Origin of the sequence: Kordiimonas aquimaris, from assembly GCF_025574485.1 — a bacterium.
Classification (GTDB): Bacteria; Pseudomonadota; Alphaproteobacteria; order Sphingomonadales; family Kordiimonadaceae; genus Kordiimonas; species Kordiimonas aquimaris.
This window is the reverse complement of sequence record NZ_JAOBPO010000003.1, coordinates 557,443-575,484: the sequence shown is the minus strand read 5'-3', so window position 1 is coordinate 575,484 and position 18,042 is coordinate 557,443. Positions and strand designations below refer to the sequence as shown.

Here is an 18,042-nt window from a genome sequence, read left to right as displayed (position 1 = left end):
TCTGAATATAGTATTTACTCCGCATATTTTTTGTATACGGAGTTTTTCATGCTAATTCAACAAGTGCGTGACCCTGAAACGGATAGCTACACATACATAGTAGCTGACCTCGAGGCGCAGGAAGCGCTTATTATTGATCCTGTTATTACGCAGTATGATCAATATGTGAGTTTTCTGGATAGTCACGATCTTGCTCTTTTGTATTCAATTGAAACACATGTTCATGCAGACCATGTAACGGCGGCTTCTGCTTTAAAAAAACGGTTTGGCGCTCAGTTGGCAATCGGACAACATGCGCCCGTAACATGTGCAGACATTATGCTGAAGGATGGTGACAGTCTGCATTTTGGTGCCCAGCGCCTGAAAACGATCGAAACACCAGGCCATACAGCTGAAAGCTGCTGCTATATGATTGAAAATAAAGATAAAACAATGGTTTTTACAGGTGATACCTTATTGATTGGCGGTACTGGACGCACTGATTTTCAAAATGGCGACCCAGAGGCTCAATATTACAGCTTAACAAAAAAGCTTCTTGTCTTGCCTGATGATACCATCGTCTATCCGGGGCATGATTATAAGGGGCGTACCAGCAGCACCATTGGTGCAGAAAAGATACATAATCCGCGCCTGCAGGTATCAAATGTTCAGGATTACGTGGCGTTGATGAATGGCCTAAATTTACCCAACCCTAAAAACCTTGATGTTGCTGTTCCTTCCAACCTGCGCTGCGGTCAGTAATATTGGTAAAAAAAGGGCCGCAGAATTCTATCTGCAGCCCTTGATCTGAATGTTCAAAGCCGTTTTCTTATCGCGGCTTACGGAATTTAGCCACCATCCGCTGGCTTGTGTCACGGCCACTTGTTAACTCACGGAAATGGATGTTCTGCGGGTCATCAGGATTAGCGAGCACATTAGAATTTCCAACATATTCAAAGCCTGCAGCTGTTAGGTCAGCTATTGCGTTAGCAAGTGATGCGCGGTGCCATGCAGCACTTTGAGCACGCGGTGTGCCGTCTGGTGCTTGGTGTTCAATGATCACATAAGTCCCGCCAGGTTTCAGCATAGACATTGCTTTTGCATAGAATTCCTTGGAGGCATCCGGTGTCGCATCGCCTGTGTTCTCGTTATAGTGCATATGGTGATAGATCAACCCGGTAAACAGCATGTCTACACTGGCATCTGGGCCATCAAAATCAGTGATCTGGCCAACAAATGCTTCCACATTCGGCATTGCTGCATAGCGTGGTTCAAGAGTTGCTTTTCCGCGCTCCCAGCCACGTTCGCTGTTTTGTGCATACACCTTGCCTTCAGGTCCAACAACGCCAGCAAACAGTGCGCTGTAGTATCCGCTTGATGATGCATGATCCCATATGGTCATGCCGGGCTTAACGCCCAAAAACTCCATCACTTCAGCAGGTTTGCGCCCTGCATCGCGAGCAACTTCTGCCTCTGGGCGGTCCAGTTTTTCGATGATTTTGGCAACGTGGCCATCAGCAACTGCCGCAAAGCCCATGGTCAGGCAAGCTGCGCCGGTAATAAGTGCGGTTTTCACTCTGTTATAACTCTGGTGGTTCATGATGTCTCTCCCTCTACTGTAATATTATAAGCTCACATTAATAGGCTATGCCTTGGCTTGATGGCCCACAACATCAACTTTGGACATAGCGACAGATCACTATTGTGATAAACACGGGAAAGCATATTTCTTATAATGGTTTAACCAGATAACATCTAAAATATGGCCTTGTTCTGTTCACAGAAAGTTGTTCAAGGCGGCAGCCTTTAGGAGCGTTATTTATCATTCGAAACAGCTTGCGCCCGCTCGGGTCTGGGCTTAGTCTGTCGTCTTCAATTTAACCGTTCCGAGGGGAGCCAGTTTGCAATTCCGCAAACAATGGCTGAGAGTTTGACACGGCATTGCCGCGTCAAAGACCCTTCGAACCTGATCTGGTTGACGCCAGCGTAGGGACAGGAGCCACTATCATGCCCGATAATCCAAATACTGAGTTTAAAATCACCACTGGTGCACTGCCAGGGTCCAAAAAAATATATGTGAAGTCCGAAAACATGGACAATGTGCGCGTACCAATGCGGGAAATCCACCTACATCCTTCTGCGAACGAAGTACCGGTGCGTGTGTATGACACCTCTGGCCCATATTCAGAACCAAGTGCTAAAATTGATATTTATGAAGGCTTGCCTGAACTGCGCCGTGAATGGATTTTGGAGCGGGGTGATGTTGAACGCTACGAAGGCCGTGAAATTAAGCCTGAAGACAACGGCAATACTGGTGAGAAATACCTGGCGCCTGAATTCCCAGTGAAAAAGCAGCCATTGCGTGCCAAAGAAGGCATGAACGTGACCCAACTGCACTATGCACGTAAAGGCATCATCACACCTGAAATGGAATTTGTCGCTGTTCGCGAAAACATTGGCCGCAAGGCGCAAGCCGAAAAACTGGAGCGGGACGGTGAAAGCTTTGGTGCAGAAATCCCTGATTATATCACCGCTGAATTTGTCCGTGATGAAATCGCACGCGGCCGCGCTGTGCTCGTTAACAACGTAAATCACCCGGAAAGCGAACCAATGATTATTGGCCGTAATTTCCTTGTGAAAATTAACGCCAACATCGGCAACAGCGCTGTCACATCGTCTATCTCGGAAGAGGTGGACAAAATGGTGTGGGCGACACGCTGGGGCGCAGACACGGTGATGGATCTGTCTACAGGCCGTAACATTCACAATACACGCGAATGGATCATCCGCAACTCACCTGTGCCCATCGGCACTGTGCCTATTTACCAAGCGCTTGAGAAAGTCGACGGCGTCGCCGAGGACCTGACATGGGAAGTGTACCGCGACACATTGATTGAGCAGTGTGAGCAGGGTGTTGACTATTTCACTATCCATGCGGGTGTGCGCCTGCCGTTCATCCACATGACAGCCAAGCGCATCACAGGTATCGTGTCGCGCGGTGGTTCCATCATGGCAAAATGGTGCCTTGCGCACCACAAGGAAAGCTTCCTCTACACGCACTTTGAGGATATCTGTGAAATCCTGAAAAAATACGATGTGGCCTTCAGCCTTGGTGATGGTTTCCGCCCCGGTTCAATTGGTGATGCTAATGATGAAGCACAGTTTGCAGAGCTGATCACGCTGGGTGAGCTTACCAAAATTGCATGGAAGCATGACGTGCAGGTGTTCATCGAGGGGCCGGGTCATGTGCCAATGCACAAGATCAAGGAAAACATGGACTTACAGCTTAAGCACTGTGACGAAGCGCCCTTCTATACGCTTGGCCCCCTTACAACAGACATCGCACCGGGCTATGACCACATTACATCTGCGATTGGTGCTGCGCAAATCGGTTGGTACGGCACTGCCATGCTGTGTTACGTGACACCGAAAGAACATCTGGGTCTGCCGGACCGTAACGATGTTAAAGAGGGTGTGATTACCTACAAGCTGGCCGCCCACGCCGCTGATTTGGCGAAAGGCCATCCGGCGAGCCAGTTACGTGATGACGCGTTGTCGCGTGCGCGGTATGAGTTCCGCTGGGAAGATCAGTTTAACTTGTCTCTCGACCCAGAGCGCGCGCGTGATTTCCACGATCAGACCTTGCCGAAAGAAGCACACAAGGTGGCGCATTTCTGCTCCATGTGTGGGCCCAAGTTCTGCTCAATGAAAATCACCGCAGAGGTGCGTGAGTTCGCTGCCAAAAAAGAAGAGGCGGAAACAGGCATGAAGCGCATGAGCGAAGAGTTTAAAAAACGCGGTTCTGAGCTATATTTGCCAGCTGACGAGGTGGCAGAAGAGGTTGCCGCTGCGGAGTAGTTGCGCATAATACAATAACTAGCTAACCTGAAAGCTGAGGCATATATGCCTCAGCTTTTTTGTTGGGGGGGAAGGTATGCGGATAATTTATTATTTTATAATTACTTTTATGATTGCAACAGATTTTGTTGTTGCAGATGATCAATGTACATCAAACCTTTGGAGCTCATCACAGATTGAATCCATTAAGCTATATGTCGCTGACGGAGGCGTTATACAATACCCATCTGGTAACAGCCGCACTCTGATGGAAGAGTTTTCCTCCAAGGCTGCTTTCGCACACTTATATAGCCAGAAGTTAAGTAATCTTTCAGATGTTTTGTCTGATATTGAAGTGCAAAACTATGAATCTGTAAAAAGTTTTTACTTTGAGCAGCTTGCCGCTAATCAAACGCCTAAGGTGCGTAGTGAGTTAGCTTTTGCTCTCGGCGTGTATGCGAGTCTAGATTATGATTTGGAGACTGAGTCTCGTATGGCATTAGAAGTGTTGGCAAATACAACTGCAAACAATCTAGCTTATTTATGGGCCATTTATAGCACTTTTGAAAATAATGCTTCCAATACCAAGAATACTGAGCAACTCATAAAAGATTTTCATAAAAACCAGAAGTCGCCTTTTTGGCAGGCATGGTCTGCTTATGAGCTCGCCAAGCTTAGTTGGACGCAGCAGATTACGAGCATTTCTGGAGCGATACAACGACCCGGGAAAGTAAAGTATGCGACTACTATAGAAGCGAATACCCTGAAACTCCCGTTTGATGACGACGAGAGGAAAATTTTGGATTTATGGTTATATGCTGGCGAACAACTAGAGGCATTAGGCTGTCAGCGGTTTGTATATGCAATATTTCAAGAATTGGCGGACGTTAGCCGCATACGATATAATCATGAGGATGCTTACGACCTGTATCGACGATCGCTAGTAGGGATTGAAGAGTGGGCATCGATGGACGTGATGGTTCAAGCTTATTCTACTTTAATCAAGAAATATAAAGAGGATCTGTTTGATTTCAGTTTTCGCTCGAAGCTTATTGGTGACGGGCGTCGAACTGTGCTTTTGAATGCACGTGCAAAGCCATTATCAGACAAGGATTATATCTCGCGAATAATTAGTTTATTTTCCGATGTTTTGAATAATCATAAAAGAGATGTGCCTGAAATAGCTTGGCAAAATAAACGTCAGGATTTACTTGAAAGTGCTCAGGGCATTTTTACGGAATTTATACGTTCTGGAGTTAAGCGTGCTGCTGGAGGTGAAGAATGGATATCAAGATATGGCGAATATAATATTTCAGAGTTTACTGAAATTTTGACAATGATCCGAACATTTTATCGAAATCAGGATATCGATGACAAACAAGTATGTGTTCAGGATATGTGGTTAGAGCTGGACTTTATTAAAAGGCAGCATGAAAATTTCTATTTGGATGAATGCCCTAAGGGACCTGATGAAATTACGGCTGATCAATTGGCGGATGTAACGGACAAAGGCTATGCAGCATTGAAAAATAAAGAGTTCAGTGTAGCACAATCTATCTTCGAAGAACTTCAAGCCTTATCGCGTGAAGCTGACCAGCCATATTACGAGTCAGCAGCTATTATGGGCTTTGGCAGCATAGAAGAACAAAAAGGTGATTATCGAAAAGCGCTTCAATTATATGCTCAGGCTTTTTTAGCGTGGCCTGGTGCAGTTGTTGTTGCCCTAGATAGGGTTTGTGCTCGGCAAGAGTCAGTACTTTGCGTTGACGATTGGTTTGATCGGTTGCAGGCAGGTAATGCTGATATTATACGATAATAGAAGTTAGCAGCCATATCTTCAGCAAAGCGTATATGAAACGTGTAAAAAATGCATAGCAGATAATACGCTCTGAGGAAGAAGAGAAGCGGCGTCATGCTGAACGTGAGTGAAGAATCAAGTGTCGAAACCGGCTTCAAGTGCACAAGTTAAGAGTTCAAAAAAACGCGGCTCAGAGCTATTTTATGCCAGTGTTCTCCAAAACTGCGAGTTTATACTGAGCATTAACCATATCTAATACGCCGGACTCTCGAAATTTTGAAAGCGTGATGACAAAATGGTAATCTCCAGAAACTGGGACCTCAAGTATACCAGCATAATATCCGGCTTCGAGTTGATTAAGCGTCAATTTAGTGGTTTCGAATTCCTTAATTCTTGGCGCCACAACCACGACACTTGTTTCATATAGTTCTAAAGGGGTGCCGTCGACGTCATTCACTTTTAGGATAACTGCTTTCGATAACGGACCGTTTTCGTGTTCAAGTAAATCTAATTTTATTTCCCAATCAGGTTCTTCAGGATACGAGGCATTTTCAGTGTCGTGCTGTTCTTGTATTTCACTACCGTTATTCTCGATATTGCTGCTTTCAGAAGGATCGCTCTCCTCTGGGTTGCTGTTTTCAGAACAAGCGTACACAAAAAATGCGAAGCACAACGTTAATGGAATTCTATAAACGGAGTTTGTACGGCGTCGCATAATGCACCTTTCTACATGCCTAAAGTGGATAGCGTTCCTTATACGGTATTTAAAATATTGTTGCTTGTCTATTGTGTATTTCAGATGTACCTGAACAGCTGACCATAATACTGAATGTTCAATCTTGGCCCACACGGACGTGCATAATCTTTTTAAAGAGAATAGAACTGGAAAGAGCAAGCGTGAAAACATTCGAGGCAATAAGTGGGCCTTGGCTCAGCATAAACCCGTATATCGCCCACAGCGCCACACCAATCACAAACAGCGTATACATACCCAGCGAAATAGATCACGTATCGTCATTGCGTCATACCATTATTGCTTGCGGTAAAAACGCAAGGCTGGTCAGGAAAGCGGCGGAATAACCGACTAGTTCAACGATTTCTGGCATGAATGGGGGTGCTTTCGTAAAGGTCAGGTGCCGCCGTGCATAACATGAAATTGGATACGATTGGAACACGCAAGAGTACACGGTAATAGTACTTAAAATGCGGTTCAAGTCTACATTTTCGGGTAGGGTAAAGGCCTTTACAGCAGAGTAGTTGCGAAAGATACAATAACTAACTATTATCCGCAGAAGCATAAACGCTCGTTTTTTAGCGAGGTGGGAGAGGTTATGAGTCGTTGGATTAATGAATTTGATAATCATGCATTTCAGAGTCAATGGAAAAATATATTAGAGTTTTGCAACCAACAAAGCGTTCATAAAGATGCTAGCTCAACTGATACATTGGAATATGCACGTTTTTGCAAAGTGGCAACTTACCTTGATGGCATAATAAAAGGAATAGACCCTGAATTGGTGCCCATTAACGTTTGGAATTCAGTTAACAGTAGAGCCGCTGATTGTATGGGTCAGCTAAATTCATACAAGTCTAATAATACAATTGGACATGTCCAGAATGCCAATACTAATCTCGATCAAATTCATGGCGCTATAAGTGCTTATGCAATGGCCACAGGTAAAAGCTCCAGGTCGATGCAAGCAGCTATTCGTGAATATACAAAAGCAATAAAACGCTCGTTAGAAAATACCAAAACAACGTCAAAAAATTTAACGGATGAGATTGCGATTCAAAAGAAAAAATCTATTGAAATGACTAATGGGATTGAGAACTTAGTAGAAAAAATAGAAAAACTTGGCAACGAGTATTTTGAAGATACAGAGAGTGTACAAGGACTTAAAACACGCATGTCTATTCTGGCAAAAAATATTGAGTCTTGGCACTCTGATTTCGAAAATTACCATGAGAAATTAAATGGTAATGACGATGATTCTGAAACCTCAATTGTTGCGCAAATTGATAGTTCAAGAGAGTCTGCATTGTCAAATAGTGAGGAAGTATCTGATCTTCTGCAGAACACAATTTCGAAATTGGAGAGATTGGAGCGCTTTTATACTGATGTATATGGTAAAACTAATGATGATGGTGAGCGCGAGGGTGGCCTTAAACAAGAAATATATCAGAGAAGAGAAGAATTAACAGAGTTTGATGAAGAGCAAAAACTTCAATACGCCGCTCTAAAGGATAGAATTGAAAGCCTTCTGCCTGGTGCTACTAGTGCAGGCTTAGCTAAAGCATATAACGATCTTAAAATCTCTTTTGATGATCCAATAAAAAATTATTCAAGAATATTCTACGGAGCTATCGCGGGCATTTTTATTATAGCGTTATTTTTTGCCGTTAAGTCAGTTGGATGGTTTTACATTGAATTCATGGATTTGAATGTCCTCGCTGAACTTGGGAGTAATTTAGTCTTAAAGCTCCCTCTATTGGTGCCTTTAATCTGGTTGGCTATATTTGCTTCTACACGCCGTAGTGAAAGTCAAAGGCTTCAACAAGAGTATGCGCATAAGGAAGCTTTGGCCGAGTCTTATCAAGGCTTTAAGCAACAGATAGAAGAGTTAGGTAAGGAAGATACCGCTTTAATGTCCCAACTAATAGAAAGCACTATCACTACCATTACAAAAAATGCATCTGAAACTTTGGACGGTAGGCATGGAGACAAACCGCCATCTCAAGAGGTTATTGAAAAATTCACCTCTAATGCAATAAAAAATGAATGAAAATATACACTTAACTTAGATTAAGTTGGGTGATTATATTGTTTAAAACTAATTAGTCTTTGTATCCATCTCAATGCGATAAATTTTTCCGCCTCTATCACCTGAGAAGGTGGTTGTTACATACAGCGTGTTTTCACCAAACTCCCCGCGGCCAAACGCGAGGCTCGCCGCACCCGGCATGTTGGCTGCAATGCGTGATACTTGCTCTGTTTCAGGGTCATAGCGCCACACTTCGCCTGCAGCGCCGTTGGCTGCAATGTATATGCGGCCTTCGCGGTCTATCGCCAATCCGTCATTTGCGGCCATAGGGCCTGTGCGTGCCACACGTTTCGGCGCAACACGTAGCGGATTGCCGTCTTCCCCCAGTGCAATGGCCCACAGGCTGTCATCGCGGATAACAGGGCGAATGCTTTTGAATATTTGTGCGACATAAAGGGTTTTGCGGTCGTGTGATAGCACGATGCCATTGGGGTGATTGACGGCGGTGGTGAAAAGCCGCAGGCCGTTTTCCTCGTCAAAAACAAAAATCTCGTTGGTGGCATCGTCTGACACCAGCACAGAACCATCATCCCGCACTACAAGTGCGTTGGGATCGCCAAGGCCGGTGATGTAGGGTGTTTTGTCGCCTTCGGGTGTGATGCGCCACACAACACCATCGTTGTTGCGTTGATGGCGAAAGGCATTGGTGGGGCCAAAGTCTGCGGCCAGAATGTCCCGTTCACCGAAGGCTACCAGCCCCAGATTGCTATCAAGGTCGGTGAGCTTGCGCACCGTGCCATCAAGCATGATTTCCCATACTGCACGGTTGCCTGAAACAAACAGGCGGCCTTCATTATTGAATGTTAAACCTTCCGTACCGCGAAAGGGTTCATCAACAAAAACTTCAGGAATGGTGGGTGTCACAGCGCCGGTGGAGACCTGCGCTGTGACTGCGGGTATATAAAGTACGGCGGCAATAGTTAGAATTATGGTGATACGCAATGTAGCCAAGCTCCTTTATTGCCACGGGAGGGTACTGCAAGGCAGCAACCACGAGAGGGAACATAGGAAGAAACAACGCTTAAGGTGCATTAAGCTTACCTTAAATCTGCCAAAACAGACCGCTTGGTTGCGGGTGCATGTGTATCTGGCTAAAGTGATGACATGAACGATATGGCGCGCTGATATGCAGCCCATAAAGCAGCAAAAAAGGAATACACTATGTCCATGGTTATTGTCGTTGGTTCTGTGATCACTACGCCCGATACACACGATGAAATGCTGGGCATGAGTTTGGAACACTGCGCACGGTCCCGCGCTGAGCCGGGATGTATTGCCCACAACGTGCATGTGGACTGTGAAAACCCGGCCAAGCTTGTGTTTGTAGAATACTGGGCTGACATTGCGGCGTTGAAAACGCATTTTGGTGTGCCGGAAAGCCAGGCATTTGCAAGTGCGCTCACAACGCTGGCGGCAGGGCCGCCGGACATGAAGGTTTTCGCAGCTGATGAAGTTAAAATGGGATAGGTTGTTTGTGTAACGGTGCTTTAATTGAATGAAGGTTGTGCGGGGTTGAGGATCGCCCTAGTTCTTTCATTGCATGAACAGTATTAATGACGAAGGGTCATCACATGAGCACAGAAATTTCCATTATTGTTAAACTGAAGCTAGCCGAGCCGTTAACTGAAAAAAGCAGAGGCATTCTTGATAAGCTGACCAGCCATGTTGAAAGCACGGAGCCTGGCACGCTAGTGTATGAATGGTTTCTGGACGATGACCAAACCATGGTTTGCGTGCTGGAGCGCTACAGCGATTCTGCTGCTATCATTACCCATTCGCAGGCAATGAGCCCTGAACAACGTGAAAAAATGGCAAAGATTGGCACAATTGAAAGCATGTTGGTGCTTGGCACACCTGACGAACAGCTTGCCAGTATGCTGAAAAAAGCAGGTGCTACGATTATGGCGCCGCTGACTGGGTTTTATCGTTAAGGCAACGTATGGCATTTGATCCTGACATTGCAGCACGTATTCGGATGGCATTTTTGGCATTGGATCGTAGCGTTGAAGAACGCAAAATGTTTGGCGGTCTGTGTTTTATGGTGAACGGCCACATGACCGTGGGTGCATCAGGCCAGAACCAAGGCAGTGAGTTGATGGTGCGCTGCGGCGAAACACGTGCCGCAAAGGCTGCAGATGATAACACTCATGCGCGGTTGTGTGATTTCACGGGCCGGGTGATGAAATCCATATTATTGATTGAGCCGGATGGCTTTAAAACTGATGATCAGCTCATGGAATGGATTACGCTTGCGCTTGATTTCATTGACACAGAGCCACCGAAAAAGAAGAAGCCAGCTAAGAAAATGCCGCCGAAATACAAGCCAATGTAACGGTAATTCAGTAACAAAGTGAGTTCAGGTAATAATGTCAGAAAACAATAATCATACGCATGGATACCAATTGGCGCAGTTAAATGTTGCCTCGTTTCTTACTTCGCGGGATGATCCCAGTGTTGCTGGCTTTGTTAATGCACTGGATGAGATCAATGCGCTTGCTGATGCATCAGATGGGTTTGTTTGGCGCTTGCAGGATGATGAGGGCGCGGCCCTTGATTTTGATCCGTACGGCGACGGTACTATTGTGAATATGTCGGTATGGCGGGACGTGCAAAGCCTGTTTAGCTATACATATAAAACTGCACACGCACAGATTATGGCGCGGCGTAAAGAGTGGTTTCATATGCCGCAGGAAAATCATTTTGTGTTGTGGTGGGTACCTGCTGGGCACGTGCCATCACTTGAAGAAGCGATTGACCGCCTGCATATCTTGCGTGAAGAGGGGGCGTCACCGCTGGCGTTTCATTTCAAGCAAGCTTTTGATCCAATCGGGAACATGATTAACGCTAATCCTGACAAAGCATAGTATTTGCTAATTGCTGGCAGGATTTTCACACCAACGTTACTTGTAGTTGTTCTGCCAATGCACGATGCTGTTCTTATAAAAAAAACACTGCTATTTAGTGACAGCTAGGAACGCGCCAACCTCATGAAATCATTGACTTATATATGCTTATCAATTGCGCTTATCGGCACCTTTGCATTGATGGGCCAAATGACGTCAACCGGCGATCATGTCGGTAAGGATTTGATTGAACAGACGGTGTCTGATTTCATGCAGGAAGACGGCAAAGTTCATGCTGTAAGCTCTGATAGTCGAAAGGTCGCCTGTGACCATTTGGCGCTGTCAGGTTATGAGTGCAAAGACTGCACAGTCACAACCGCACTGTAGTGCTTCATTGTAGTTCTCCCTTAGCCATAAACTAACCGCCTGTTGCCAGATTTGTGTGCGCAGCTTATTGTTTGATATGTTTTATGCATGGGGAGGGCGCGCATGGCATTGACAGAATATAAAGTTTGGGACCGAACAACCCGCATTTTTCATTGGATTAACGTTCTGGCAGTACTGGTGCTGATTGCATGCGGTGTAGCACTGTTGAACGCTGGTAAAATGGGTATTCCTAATGATGGTAAAATCATTCTGAAAACTGTGCATGTGTATGCGGGCTATGTTTTTGCGATTAATCTGGCGTGGCGTTTGGTGTGGGCATTTATAGGTGGCCCATTTGCCCGTTGGCGAGCCATACTGCCGTTTGGAAAAGGCTACATGGCACAACTCAAGGCCTATATGTCTGGCGAGAAAACGGCGTACCGTGGTCATAATCCGCTTGGTCGATTGGCCGTAACGGCACTTTTGATTGCAATGACCACACAAGCAGTAACGGGTTTGGTATTGGCTGGCACAGATATTTACTATCCGCCGTTTGGTGCAATGATTGCCGAATGGATAGCCGCCCCCGGTGTAGATCCATCGGCTATTTTGCCGTATGACCGTAGCCTTGTTGATCCTGCTGCATACGATGAAATGCGTTCATTCCGCCGTGATTTCCTCGATGTGCATGTTCAGAATTTCTATATTATTATTTCGCTAATTGTTTTGCACATTGCTGCAGTTGTATGGACAGAAAACAAACATGGTGGTGGTATTGTTTCGGGAATGTTTACAGGACGAAAAGTACTGAATTCTACGCCTGAAGATGATGAGTCCTAAATTTATAAAGTCATGAATGGGAAGTATAAAGACTGCCTAGATAACAGTCTTTATACTTGTCGCATCTTCTTCGCCTGCCATCCATATAAGTGTATGCATCAGGCGTATGCCGCGCATGGCGGTAGTTTCATTATTCATGAAATAGCTGTTTGATTTTAAAGTTTTTAAGAAAACGTTCCTGTCAAGATATTGCCAGTAATCATTATCTCTGGGAATGCTACCCGCGAGTGTTTCGAAGTAATAGCGGTTGTGCCAAAGACTTTGGGCCCATTTTCCGAGGTCCGCGGGCGGTTTTTCTGTATACTGAATGTTTGGGGCCTTAGCTGAAAATATACGCGCTTTTTTGAGTTCAGTTAGTTTCCCGGGCTTGAATTTCAGCGTTTTTTCTTTGACGTCCAGTCGTCTAGCGAGAGCGGTTTGCATAACAGCACTTAAAGACGATGGCCCGAATGGAATTTTAAGCAGGCTTTTTCCAGCCAGTTTTTCAATAAGATCAAATGTTAATTTGCCGGCTGCGCGTTCTTCTGAGGGCAGTGCGTTAGCGGCAGCCATAATAACGGGGTCCATCAACGGCTCAAAAGCACCATATGCCATGTTAAGCCCACGCGACATAAAGCCAAAATGCCGGCGTGCCCGGTCTCGCATGTAAAAATCCATCCCCATCGAGTGTGTTGTGCGCGCACGTGTCATTAAACCGTCGATGACGCTGCTCGTACCTTCACGTAGGAAACGAGCGCGGTACAACTGGTGATGTGATGCTGGGCTGTTGCAATATGCATGTGCCCACAAAGCGGCATGTCTTAGTCGTTCGTCTGAAACACCACGCCAATGCGCACCAATACACGTTGAAAAAACAGGCTCGCCGCGTGAGAACTTGCCAAGGCCACTAAGGGGTTTATGCCAAAACAGAGACTTGCCGGGAGGGTCAATGAATGAACGTGTTATTTCACCCGCGCCGCCTCGTACGCGAAAAGTACCGCCGAGGCGCTGGGTGCCAAGGCTGTATGCGTAAAGGTTCGAAGAGCCTTGGCTTCGGTATATAGCACGGCGAGCCATAGTTTGTGATGTGTGTTGCGCACCTGCGTGGTTTTCTGGAAAGTTAACGGCTCGCGCGTTATAGCGATCGCCTATTTGGTAAGCTATCTGTTTGTCTGCGCTCTGGTCGCTGCCGCCTGAAAATATTTTAAGGTCCTTGATGCCTGCATTTATCGCAGCGGCGAGGGTGATGCGACTGTCAAGGCCGCCTGTCAGATCAAAGATGAGGTCACTGCGTGCTGTGGTAAACTTTAGAAGTGACATGTATTCGCTGAGGCGATCAGCTGCAAGCTCAAGTAATTCCTCGTAAGGGGTATGCGCATAAGCGTTCATGCCGCTGACAGGGACTAGCCGGGAATTAACGCCTATACCGGTGACGGCGCGTCCATTCGGGAGTAGCTTAATTTCTTTGATGCCAGTTTCCAAACCAGCGCCAACCCCAAACGCTGCTTCAAATGCACCTGAACGTGTACTGCGCGTTACAGGAAGCCCTATACCGCGAGCTGCAGCTTCAACTAAATAAATGCTGTTTCCGATGATGAGGCTATGACCAAATTGGTATATGAAAAGAGGATACTGTGATAGCGGATCGATAGTTGCTGTAAATGCCTTGGAATTTACATTGACGCGCACCGCTGTAAAAACGCCGCGTGTATCTGTTTTTTCTCCTTTGAGGCAAGAATTGATATAATTGTTCGCAGATGTTTCATCTAAAGATGCATCTGTACCGCTTGAGAAAGCTTGCGTGCGGGTTACGCCGTGCCCGTCCCACAATATAATATTGTTTTCTTCTTCCTCGCCTTCTTTTGGTGTTTTTTGCGTTCCGCTGGCTGCAAGCATAAGGCCGCCGAAGTTATAAAGTCTTAAGGGGCCATCAACACTTGCCATGCGCGGTGCGCTTGCCAAGGCTTGTTCAATTGTTTTGGCATGCGTGTTTGCGATGTTTGACGATATGAGAACGAATTCCACGTTTATTCCTCTTTGCAATCAGCATCACTATACGTAAAACAGTAAGAAGGTCAGTTTACTAATTATAAATTGAATGTGAATTGTTCCTATGGATATAGCGCTCTTTGGGCAGTTTTTATCACAGCTGTGTGATTGTATACACTCATGGTAGTAAAGCTGTGATGTTTTGGCTATCTTTCACGCGAATTTTATACGTACTATCGTTTATCACTTTGGGAGAGACACGATGATTAATTTGGGGCAAGCATTTATACGTACAACGGTTGCCGCCGTCACACTTGGAATGATCGGTGTTGCTGTGAATGCAGAACACCACGGCGAGAAAGATAATGAACTATTGTTGGAAAGCATTCTTCGCGATCAACCAACAAGTAGCATTAAGCGCTATGGGTTTCGTCACCCAAAAGAAACACTTCAGTTTTTCGGTATTGAGCCCGGTATGATTGTAGCAGATACCTTACCGGGTAGTTACTACAGCAATATTTTGCTGCCATACCTCGGCGACGAAGGTAAATTGATCGGTGTGCAATATTCTGAGAAGCATCGTGCAATAGATTTTGGTGACAATGCCGAAAGAATGGAACGCCATAAAGGCTTCCCTGCAAGGTTTACGGCAGAAGCTGAAGGTTGGCGCGGTGAAGGTAAAACAGATATTGATGCTTTTCTTTTTGGCGATATGCCGGAAAACCTGAAAGGTACTGTGGACGTATTTTTGCTGTTTCGTGCCATGCACCACTTAAACAAGCATGAAGAAGCTGGTGGTACACGTACTGAAGCATTTGCGGACATTTATGATGCGCTTAAGCCAGGCGGCGTTGTTGGTATTGTTCAGCACCGTGCTCCTGCAGGAAATAGTGACGAGTGGGCGCGTGGTTTTAATGGTTACATTAAACAGGAACCGTTGATTGCTAACATGAAGGCAGCCGGTTTTGAGTTTGTTGGTTCGAGCGAAATCAACGCTAACCCGCGTGATATACCTACGGAGGAAGATTTTGTTTGGCGTTTACTGCCTGTGTTGAACGGCACAAAGGATAACCCTGAGCTGCGCGCTGAGCGTGAAGCTATCGGTGAAAGTGATCGGATGACCTTGAAGTTCCGTAAGCCGGAATAATCACTACGGACTAACTACTTATACAAAAGGCGAGCTTTGGGCTCGCCTTTTTTCATTGGTATTTAACAACTGTCAAATCCAGCGCCGCACCTTTTGAGTGTATGTATCAAACGTATCACCAAAAGCGGCGCGCATGCGACTTTCTTCAAAGGGGATATACCACCAGTTGGCAACAGCAAAGAAAATGACGGGGAAGATAATATTCTCCCAGTAACCAACTTTTACAAATACGCCTAAGAGTATTAAAAGCATTCCCAGATACATAGGGTTACGTGAAAACCTGAACGGGCCATCCGTTACGATGTTGTCAGGATCATTATAAGGTAAAATATTTGTCTGTGCCTGTTTGAAGACATGCGACCCCCATAACGGCAATGCGACACCGATGGCTGCGATTGCATAGCCGGCATTTTCGATATTGCCGAGATGCATTTCGGTTAAACTTATAAACTTTCTAAGCATATATATGCCAAGTAAGCAGAGCACCGTAACGATCGGCGGTAGAATAATCTTACGCATTGTATTCTCTTATCCCTGTTGTCGTTTATTTATCCCAATACACTTGACTAATGTTGCCAGAGTGACTCGTAATCTAACAATTGTACATCATATCCATTTGTAGTCATATTTCCGATATACAGTATGATGATAGTATTCGTTATGTTAGAATATAGGGCTTAGTGAGGATAAATTACTTAAGAGGGACGCAAACTATGAAGCTAAAGTATAAATCAATGATTGGCGGGGCCGCCGTGCTTGCCTCAGTTGCAGCAAGCGCAATTGCGATGTCTGTTCCGGCTGTAGCAGACCATCACGGGCACATTGTTGCTGCAGTAAATAATGACGCTCGCCCTGAACAGGAAGTGGCTCGTGATGTTAACAGAAAGCCAACTGATGTCTTGTTATTCGCTGGTGTTAAACCAGGCATGACTGTGTTGGATATCAATTCAGCTGCAGGCTATTACACAGAAATTCTGTCTCACGCTGTTGGCGATGAAGGCAAGGTTTATGCACATAATGGTGCTGTGTATTGGGCCTTTATGCAGAAGAAGGCGCCAGCGCGCTTTGAGCAGCGCTTGAAAAATGTTGTGCCAGTTAATGAAGATAGCGAATCTGTAAACTTACCAGAAAATAGCGTCGATCTTGTTATGTCGGTGTTGGCGTATCACGATTATTTCTTTAATCACGAAGCCCGTAAACAACCGGAAGATATGAACGCTGTACTGACCTCTATCTATAATTCATTGAAACCTGGTGGTGCTTTTGTGGTGATTGATCATCAAGCGGAAGATGGTACTGGTTCAGAAATGGGTGATAAGTTGCACCGCATAAATTCTGAATTTGTAAAAGAGCAGGTGGCCTCGGTAGGCTTTAAAGTGGACAGTGAAAGCGATATACTCGCTAACCCTGAGGACAATGGCACTACTTCACCGTTTAGTCCTGAATTACGCGGTAAAACAGACCGGTACATCATTAAATTCGTAAAGTGATTTATTGAACGACTATCATTGCAATCAAGGGTGCTTCGGCGCCCTTTTTTATTTTACCTCAGAAGTTTGTAATCAATAACTAACGTTTATTTCACTGCTTCTTGATTAGTTATGTTGGGAATAGTGTGATGTACTTTAGGCCTTAAGCACGTGGTGTTGATGCATTTCGTGTCTGATGAATACTGCTGAAAATTTCAGGAAATATCATGGGTAAAATATCATATCTTGCGTTTCTTTTGGTTATATTTGTGACGCCCGTTCAGGCTGATAGGCCAGAAGCAACCGACGCTACGCAGCAAAAATTGGCTGCTCTTATTAATAATGATGACAGACCAGCAAATCACAGAGCGCGGGACAAATATAGGCACCCACTGGAAACATTAACCTTCTTTGGTATTGATCCTACTGAATCTGTCGTTGAGGTTTTTCCTGGTGGTCGCGGTGGCTGGTACCGCCGCATTATTGAACCTTTAATCACCGAAGGTGGTGGTAAATATTTTCCCGTGCGCGGTCGCTCTGGCTGGCCTGAAGGCTCTGCGGACGGTGTTCCTTACGGTGATATAGATATGGTTTTCGTATTTAGAGCACATGGTTTTCTAATATACGGTGAACCGGCAGAGGATCATGTAGCCGACCTGTACCGGATGTTGAAGCCTGGAGGATATTTTGCGATTGTGGACCATGCTGGTGATGAAGGTGTTGAGCAAGACCCATACGGCCAGAACGGGTATATAAACGAGAGCTATTTCAAGGCAATGGCTGAGAAGGTTGGCTTTGAATTGATCCGCACTTCGGATGTGAACCGTAATGCGCTTGATAACAAAGACCATCCGATGGGTGTGTATTCATTGCCACCATCGTCTCGCGGACCGCGCCGCGATGAGCATTTGGCGATTGGCGAGAGTGATCGCTTCACACATCTTTATCGTAAACCGCTTAATTAAATAGGTGG

Annotated in this window: 18 protein-coding genes and 1 riboswitch; of the genes, 13 read left to right on the top strand and 5 right to left on the bottom strand. The window is 45.5% G+C overall.

Going from position 1 to position 18,042, the window contains the following annotated elements; translation table 11 throughout:
• The first annotated feature begins 48 nt into the window (after window positions 1-48).
• Window positions 49-741 carry an MBL fold metallo-hydrolase gene (locus tag OEU88_RS12435; protein WP_262695503.1) on the top strand — a complete coding sequence of 231 codons (693 nt, stop codon included), beginning with the start codon at window positions 49-51 and terminating at the stop codon, window positions 739-741.
• A gap of 67 nt (window positions 742-808) precedes the next feature.
• On the opposite strand, the gene OEU88_RS12430 is transcribed toward OEU88_RS12435, so the two are convergent.
• Complete coding sequence (locus tag OEU88_RS12430; RefSeq protein WP_262695502.1) at window positions 809-1,579, bottom strand: class I SAM-dependent methyltransferase; 771 nt, start codon at window positions 1,577-1,579, stop codon at window positions 809-811.
• A gap of 279 nt (window positions 1,580-1,858) precedes the next feature.
• A riboswitch (TPP riboswitch) is annotated at window positions 1,859-1,989 on the top strand.
• On the opposite strand from OEU88_RS12430, the gene thiC reads away from it, so the two are divergent.
• The gene (thiC, locus tag OEU88_RS12425) at window positions 1,987-3,837 is read left to right on the top strand and encodes a phosphomethylpyrimidine synthase ThiC (RefSeq protein WP_262695501.1); all 1,851 of its coding nucleotides are present in this window, start codon (window positions 1,987-1,989) and stop codon (window positions 3,835-3,837) included. Its footprint overlaps the riboswitch before it by 3 nt.
• Window positions 3,838-3,913: 76 nt before the next feature.
• The gene (locus OEU88_RS12420) at window positions 3,914-5,632 is read left to right on the top strand and encodes a hypothetical protein (protein WP_262695500.1); all 1,719 of its coding nucleotides are present in this window, start codon (window positions 3,914-3,916) and stop codon (window positions 5,630-5,632) included.
• Window positions 5,633-5,810: 178 nt separating this feature from the next.
• Here the strand turns inward: OEU88_RS12420 and OEU88_RS12415 are convergent, their stop codons facing one another.
• Entirely contained in the window at window positions 5,811-6,329 is a 519-nt protein-coding gene (locus OEU88_RS12415; RefSeq protein WP_262695499.1) for a hypothetical protein, read from the bottom strand.
• A 616-nt stretch (window positions 6,330-6,945) separates the two neighbouring features.
• Between OEU88_RS12415 and OEU88_RS12410 the strand changes: the two genes are divergently transcribed.
• On the top strand, window positions 6,946-8,397 hold the full coding sequence (locus OEU88_RS12410; RefSeq protein WP_262695498.1) for a hypothetical protein: 1,452 nt from the start codon (window positions 6,946-6,948) through the stop codon (window positions 8,395-8,397).
• A gap of 48 nt (window positions 8,398-8,445) precedes the next feature.
• Here the strand turns inward: OEU88_RS12410 and OEU88_RS12405 are convergent, their stop codons facing one another.
• The gene (locus tag OEU88_RS12405) at window positions 8,446-9,378 is read right to left on the bottom strand and encodes an SMP-30/gluconolactonase/LRE family protein (RefSeq protein WP_262695497.1); all 933 of its coding nucleotides are present in this window, start codon (window positions 9,376-9,378) and stop codon (window positions 8,446-8,448) included.
• A 219-nt stretch (window positions 9,379-9,597) separates the two neighbouring features.
• On the opposite strand from OEU88_RS12405, the gene OEU88_RS12400 reads away from it, so the two are divergent.
• The 6 genes from OEU88_RS12400 (at window position 9,598) to OEU88_RS12375 (ending at window position 12,485) form a co-directional block, all read left to right on the top strand.
• A complete protein-coding gene (locus OEU88_RS12400) occupies window positions 9,598-9,903 on the top strand; it encodes a putative quinol monooxygenase (RefSeq protein ID WP_262695496.1) in 306 nt (101 codons plus the stop codon).
• Between the two features lie 104 nt (window positions 9,904-10,007).
• On the top strand, window positions 10,008-10,367 hold the full coding sequence (locus tag OEU88_RS12395; RefSeq protein WP_262695495.1) for an antibiotic biosynthesis monooxygenase: 360 nt from the start codon (window positions 10,008-10,010) through the stop codon (window positions 10,365-10,367).
• 8 nt (window positions 10,368-10,375) lie between these two features.
• Window positions 10,376-10,768 (top strand): TfoX/Sxy family protein, encoded by a 393-nt coding sequence (locus tag OEU88_RS12390; protein ID WP_262695494.1) that lies wholly within the window; start codon window positions 10,376-10,378, stop codon window positions 10,766-10,768.
• A 34-nt stretch (window positions 10,769-10,802) separates the two neighbouring features.
• Window positions 10,803-11,300 (top strand): DUF3291 domain-containing protein, encoded by a 498-nt coding sequence (locus OEU88_RS12385; RefSeq protein WP_262695493.1) that lies wholly within the window; start codon window positions 10,803-10,805, stop codon window positions 11,298-11,300.
• Window positions 11,301-11,423: 123 nt separating this feature from the next.
• Window positions 11,424-11,666 carry a hypothetical protein gene (locus OEU88_RS12380; protein ID WP_262695492.1) on the top strand — a complete coding sequence of 81 codons (243 nt, stop codon included), beginning with the start codon at window positions 11,424-11,426 and terminating at the stop codon, window positions 11,664-11,666.
• 102 nt (window positions 11,667-11,768) lie between these two features.
• Window positions 11,769-12,485 (top strand): cytochrome b/b6 domain-containing protein, encoded by a 717-nt coding sequence (locus tag OEU88_RS12375; protein WP_262695491.1) that lies wholly within the window; start codon window positions 11,769-11,771, stop codon window positions 12,483-12,485.
• 36 nt (window positions 12,486-12,521) lie between these two features.
• Here OEU88_RS12375 and OEU88_RS12370 read toward each other — a convergent pair whose 3' ends face one another.
• A complete protein-coding gene (locus tag OEU88_RS12370) occupies window positions 12,522-14,489 on the bottom strand; it encodes a hypothetical protein (RefSeq protein ID WP_262695490.1) in 1,968 nt (655 codons plus the stop codon).
• Window positions 14,490-14,715: 226 nt separating this feature from the next.
• Between OEU88_RS12370 and OEU88_RS12365 the strand changes: the two genes are divergently transcribed.
• Window positions 14,716-15,600 carry a class I SAM-dependent methyltransferase gene (locus OEU88_RS12365; protein ID WP_262695489.1) on the top strand — a complete coding sequence of 295 codons (885 nt, stop codon included), beginning with the start codon at window positions 14,716-14,718 and terminating at the stop codon, window positions 15,598-15,600.
• 72 nt (window positions 15,601-15,672) lie between these two features.
• On the opposite strand, the gene OEU88_RS12360 is transcribed toward OEU88_RS12365, so the two are convergent.
• Window positions 15,673-16,119, bottom strand: a complete 447-nt coding sequence (locus tag OEU88_RS12360; protein WP_262695487.1) for a methyltransferase family protein — start codon at window positions 16,117-16,119, stop codon at window positions 15,673-15,675.
• Window positions 16,120-16,313: 194 nt separating this feature from the next.
• On the opposite strand from OEU88_RS12360, the gene OEU88_RS12355 reads away from it, so the two are divergent.
• Both OEU88_RS12355 and OEU88_RS12350 read left to right on the top strand, forming a co-directional pair.
• Window positions 16,314-17,090, top strand: a complete 777-nt coding sequence (locus tag OEU88_RS12355; RefSeq protein WP_262695486.1) for a class I SAM-dependent methyltransferase — start codon at window positions 16,314-16,316, stop codon at window positions 17,088-17,090.
• Between the two features lie 206 nt (window positions 17,091-17,296).
• Complete coding sequence (locus OEU88_RS12350) at window positions 17,297-18,034, top strand: class I SAM-dependent methyltransferase (RefSeq protein ID WP_262695485.1); 738 nt, start codon at window positions 17,297-17,299, stop codon at window positions 18,032-18,034.
• The last annotated feature ends 8 nt before the right edge of the window (window positions 18,035-18,042 follow it).

Excerpts from the sequence above, each read along its gene's own strand:
- OEU88_RS12435 (WP_262695503.1), top strand. The coding sequence starts at position 49 with ATGCTAATTCAACAAGTGCGTGACCCTGAAACGGATAGCTACACATAC.
- OEU88_RS12430 (WP_262695502.1), bottom strand. The coding sequence starts at position 1,579 with ATGAACCACCAGAGTTATAACAGAGTGAAAACCGCACTTATTACCGGC.
- thiC (WP_262695501.1), top strand. The coding sequence starts at position 1,987 with ATGCCCGATAATCCAAATACTGAGTTTAAAATCACCACTGGTGCACTG.
- OEU88_RS12420 (WP_262695500.1), top strand. The coding sequence starts at position 3,914 with ATGCGGATAATTTATTATTTTATAATTACTTTTATGATTGCAACAGAT.
- OEU88_RS12415 (WP_262695499.1), bottom strand. The coding sequence starts at position 6,329 with ATGCGACGCCGTACAAACTCCGTTTATAGAATTCCATTAACGTTGTGC.
- OEU88_RS12410 (WP_262695498.1), top strand. The coding sequence starts at position 6,946 with ATGAGTCGTTGGATTAATGAATTTGATAATCATGCATTTCAGAGTCAA.
- OEU88_RS12400 (WP_262695496.1), top strand. The coding sequence starts at position 9,598 with ATGTCCATGGTTATTGTCGTTGGTTCTGTGATCACTACGCCCGATACA.
- OEU88_RS12395 (WP_262695495.1), top strand. The coding sequence starts at position 10,008 with ATGAGCACAGAAATTTCCATTATTGTTAAACTGAAGCTAGCCGAGCCG.
- OEU88_RS12390 (WP_262695494.1), top strand. The coding sequence starts at position 10,376 with ATGGCATTTGATCCTGACATTGCAGCACGTATTCGGATGGCATTTTTG.
- OEU88_RS12385 (WP_262695493.1), top strand. The coding sequence starts at position 10,803 with ATGTCAGAAAACAATAATCATACGCATGGATACCAATTGGCGCAGTTA.
- OEU88_RS12380 (WP_262695492.1), top strand. The coding sequence starts at position 11,424 with ATGAAATCATTGACTTATATATGCTTATCAATTGCGCTTATCGGCACC.
- OEU88_RS12375 (WP_262695491.1), top strand. The coding sequence starts at position 11,769 with ATGGCATTGACAGAATATAAAGTTTGGGACCGAACAACCCGCATTTTT.
- OEU88_RS12365 (WP_262695489.1), top strand. The coding sequence starts at position 14,716 with ATGATTAATTTGGGGCAAGCATTTATACGTACAACGGTTGCCGCCGTC.
- OEU88_RS12360 (WP_262695487.1), bottom strand. The coding sequence starts at position 16,119 with ATGCGTAAGATTATTCTACCGCCGATCGTTACGGTGCTCTGCTTACTT.
- OEU88_RS12355 (WP_262695486.1), top strand. The coding sequence starts at position 16,314 with ATGAAGCTAAAGTATAAATCAATGATTGGCGGGGCCGCCGTGCTTGCC.
- OEU88_RS12350 (WP_262695485.1), top strand. The coding sequence starts at position 17,297 with ATGGGTAAAATATCATATCTTGCGTTTCTTTTGGTTATATTTGTGACG.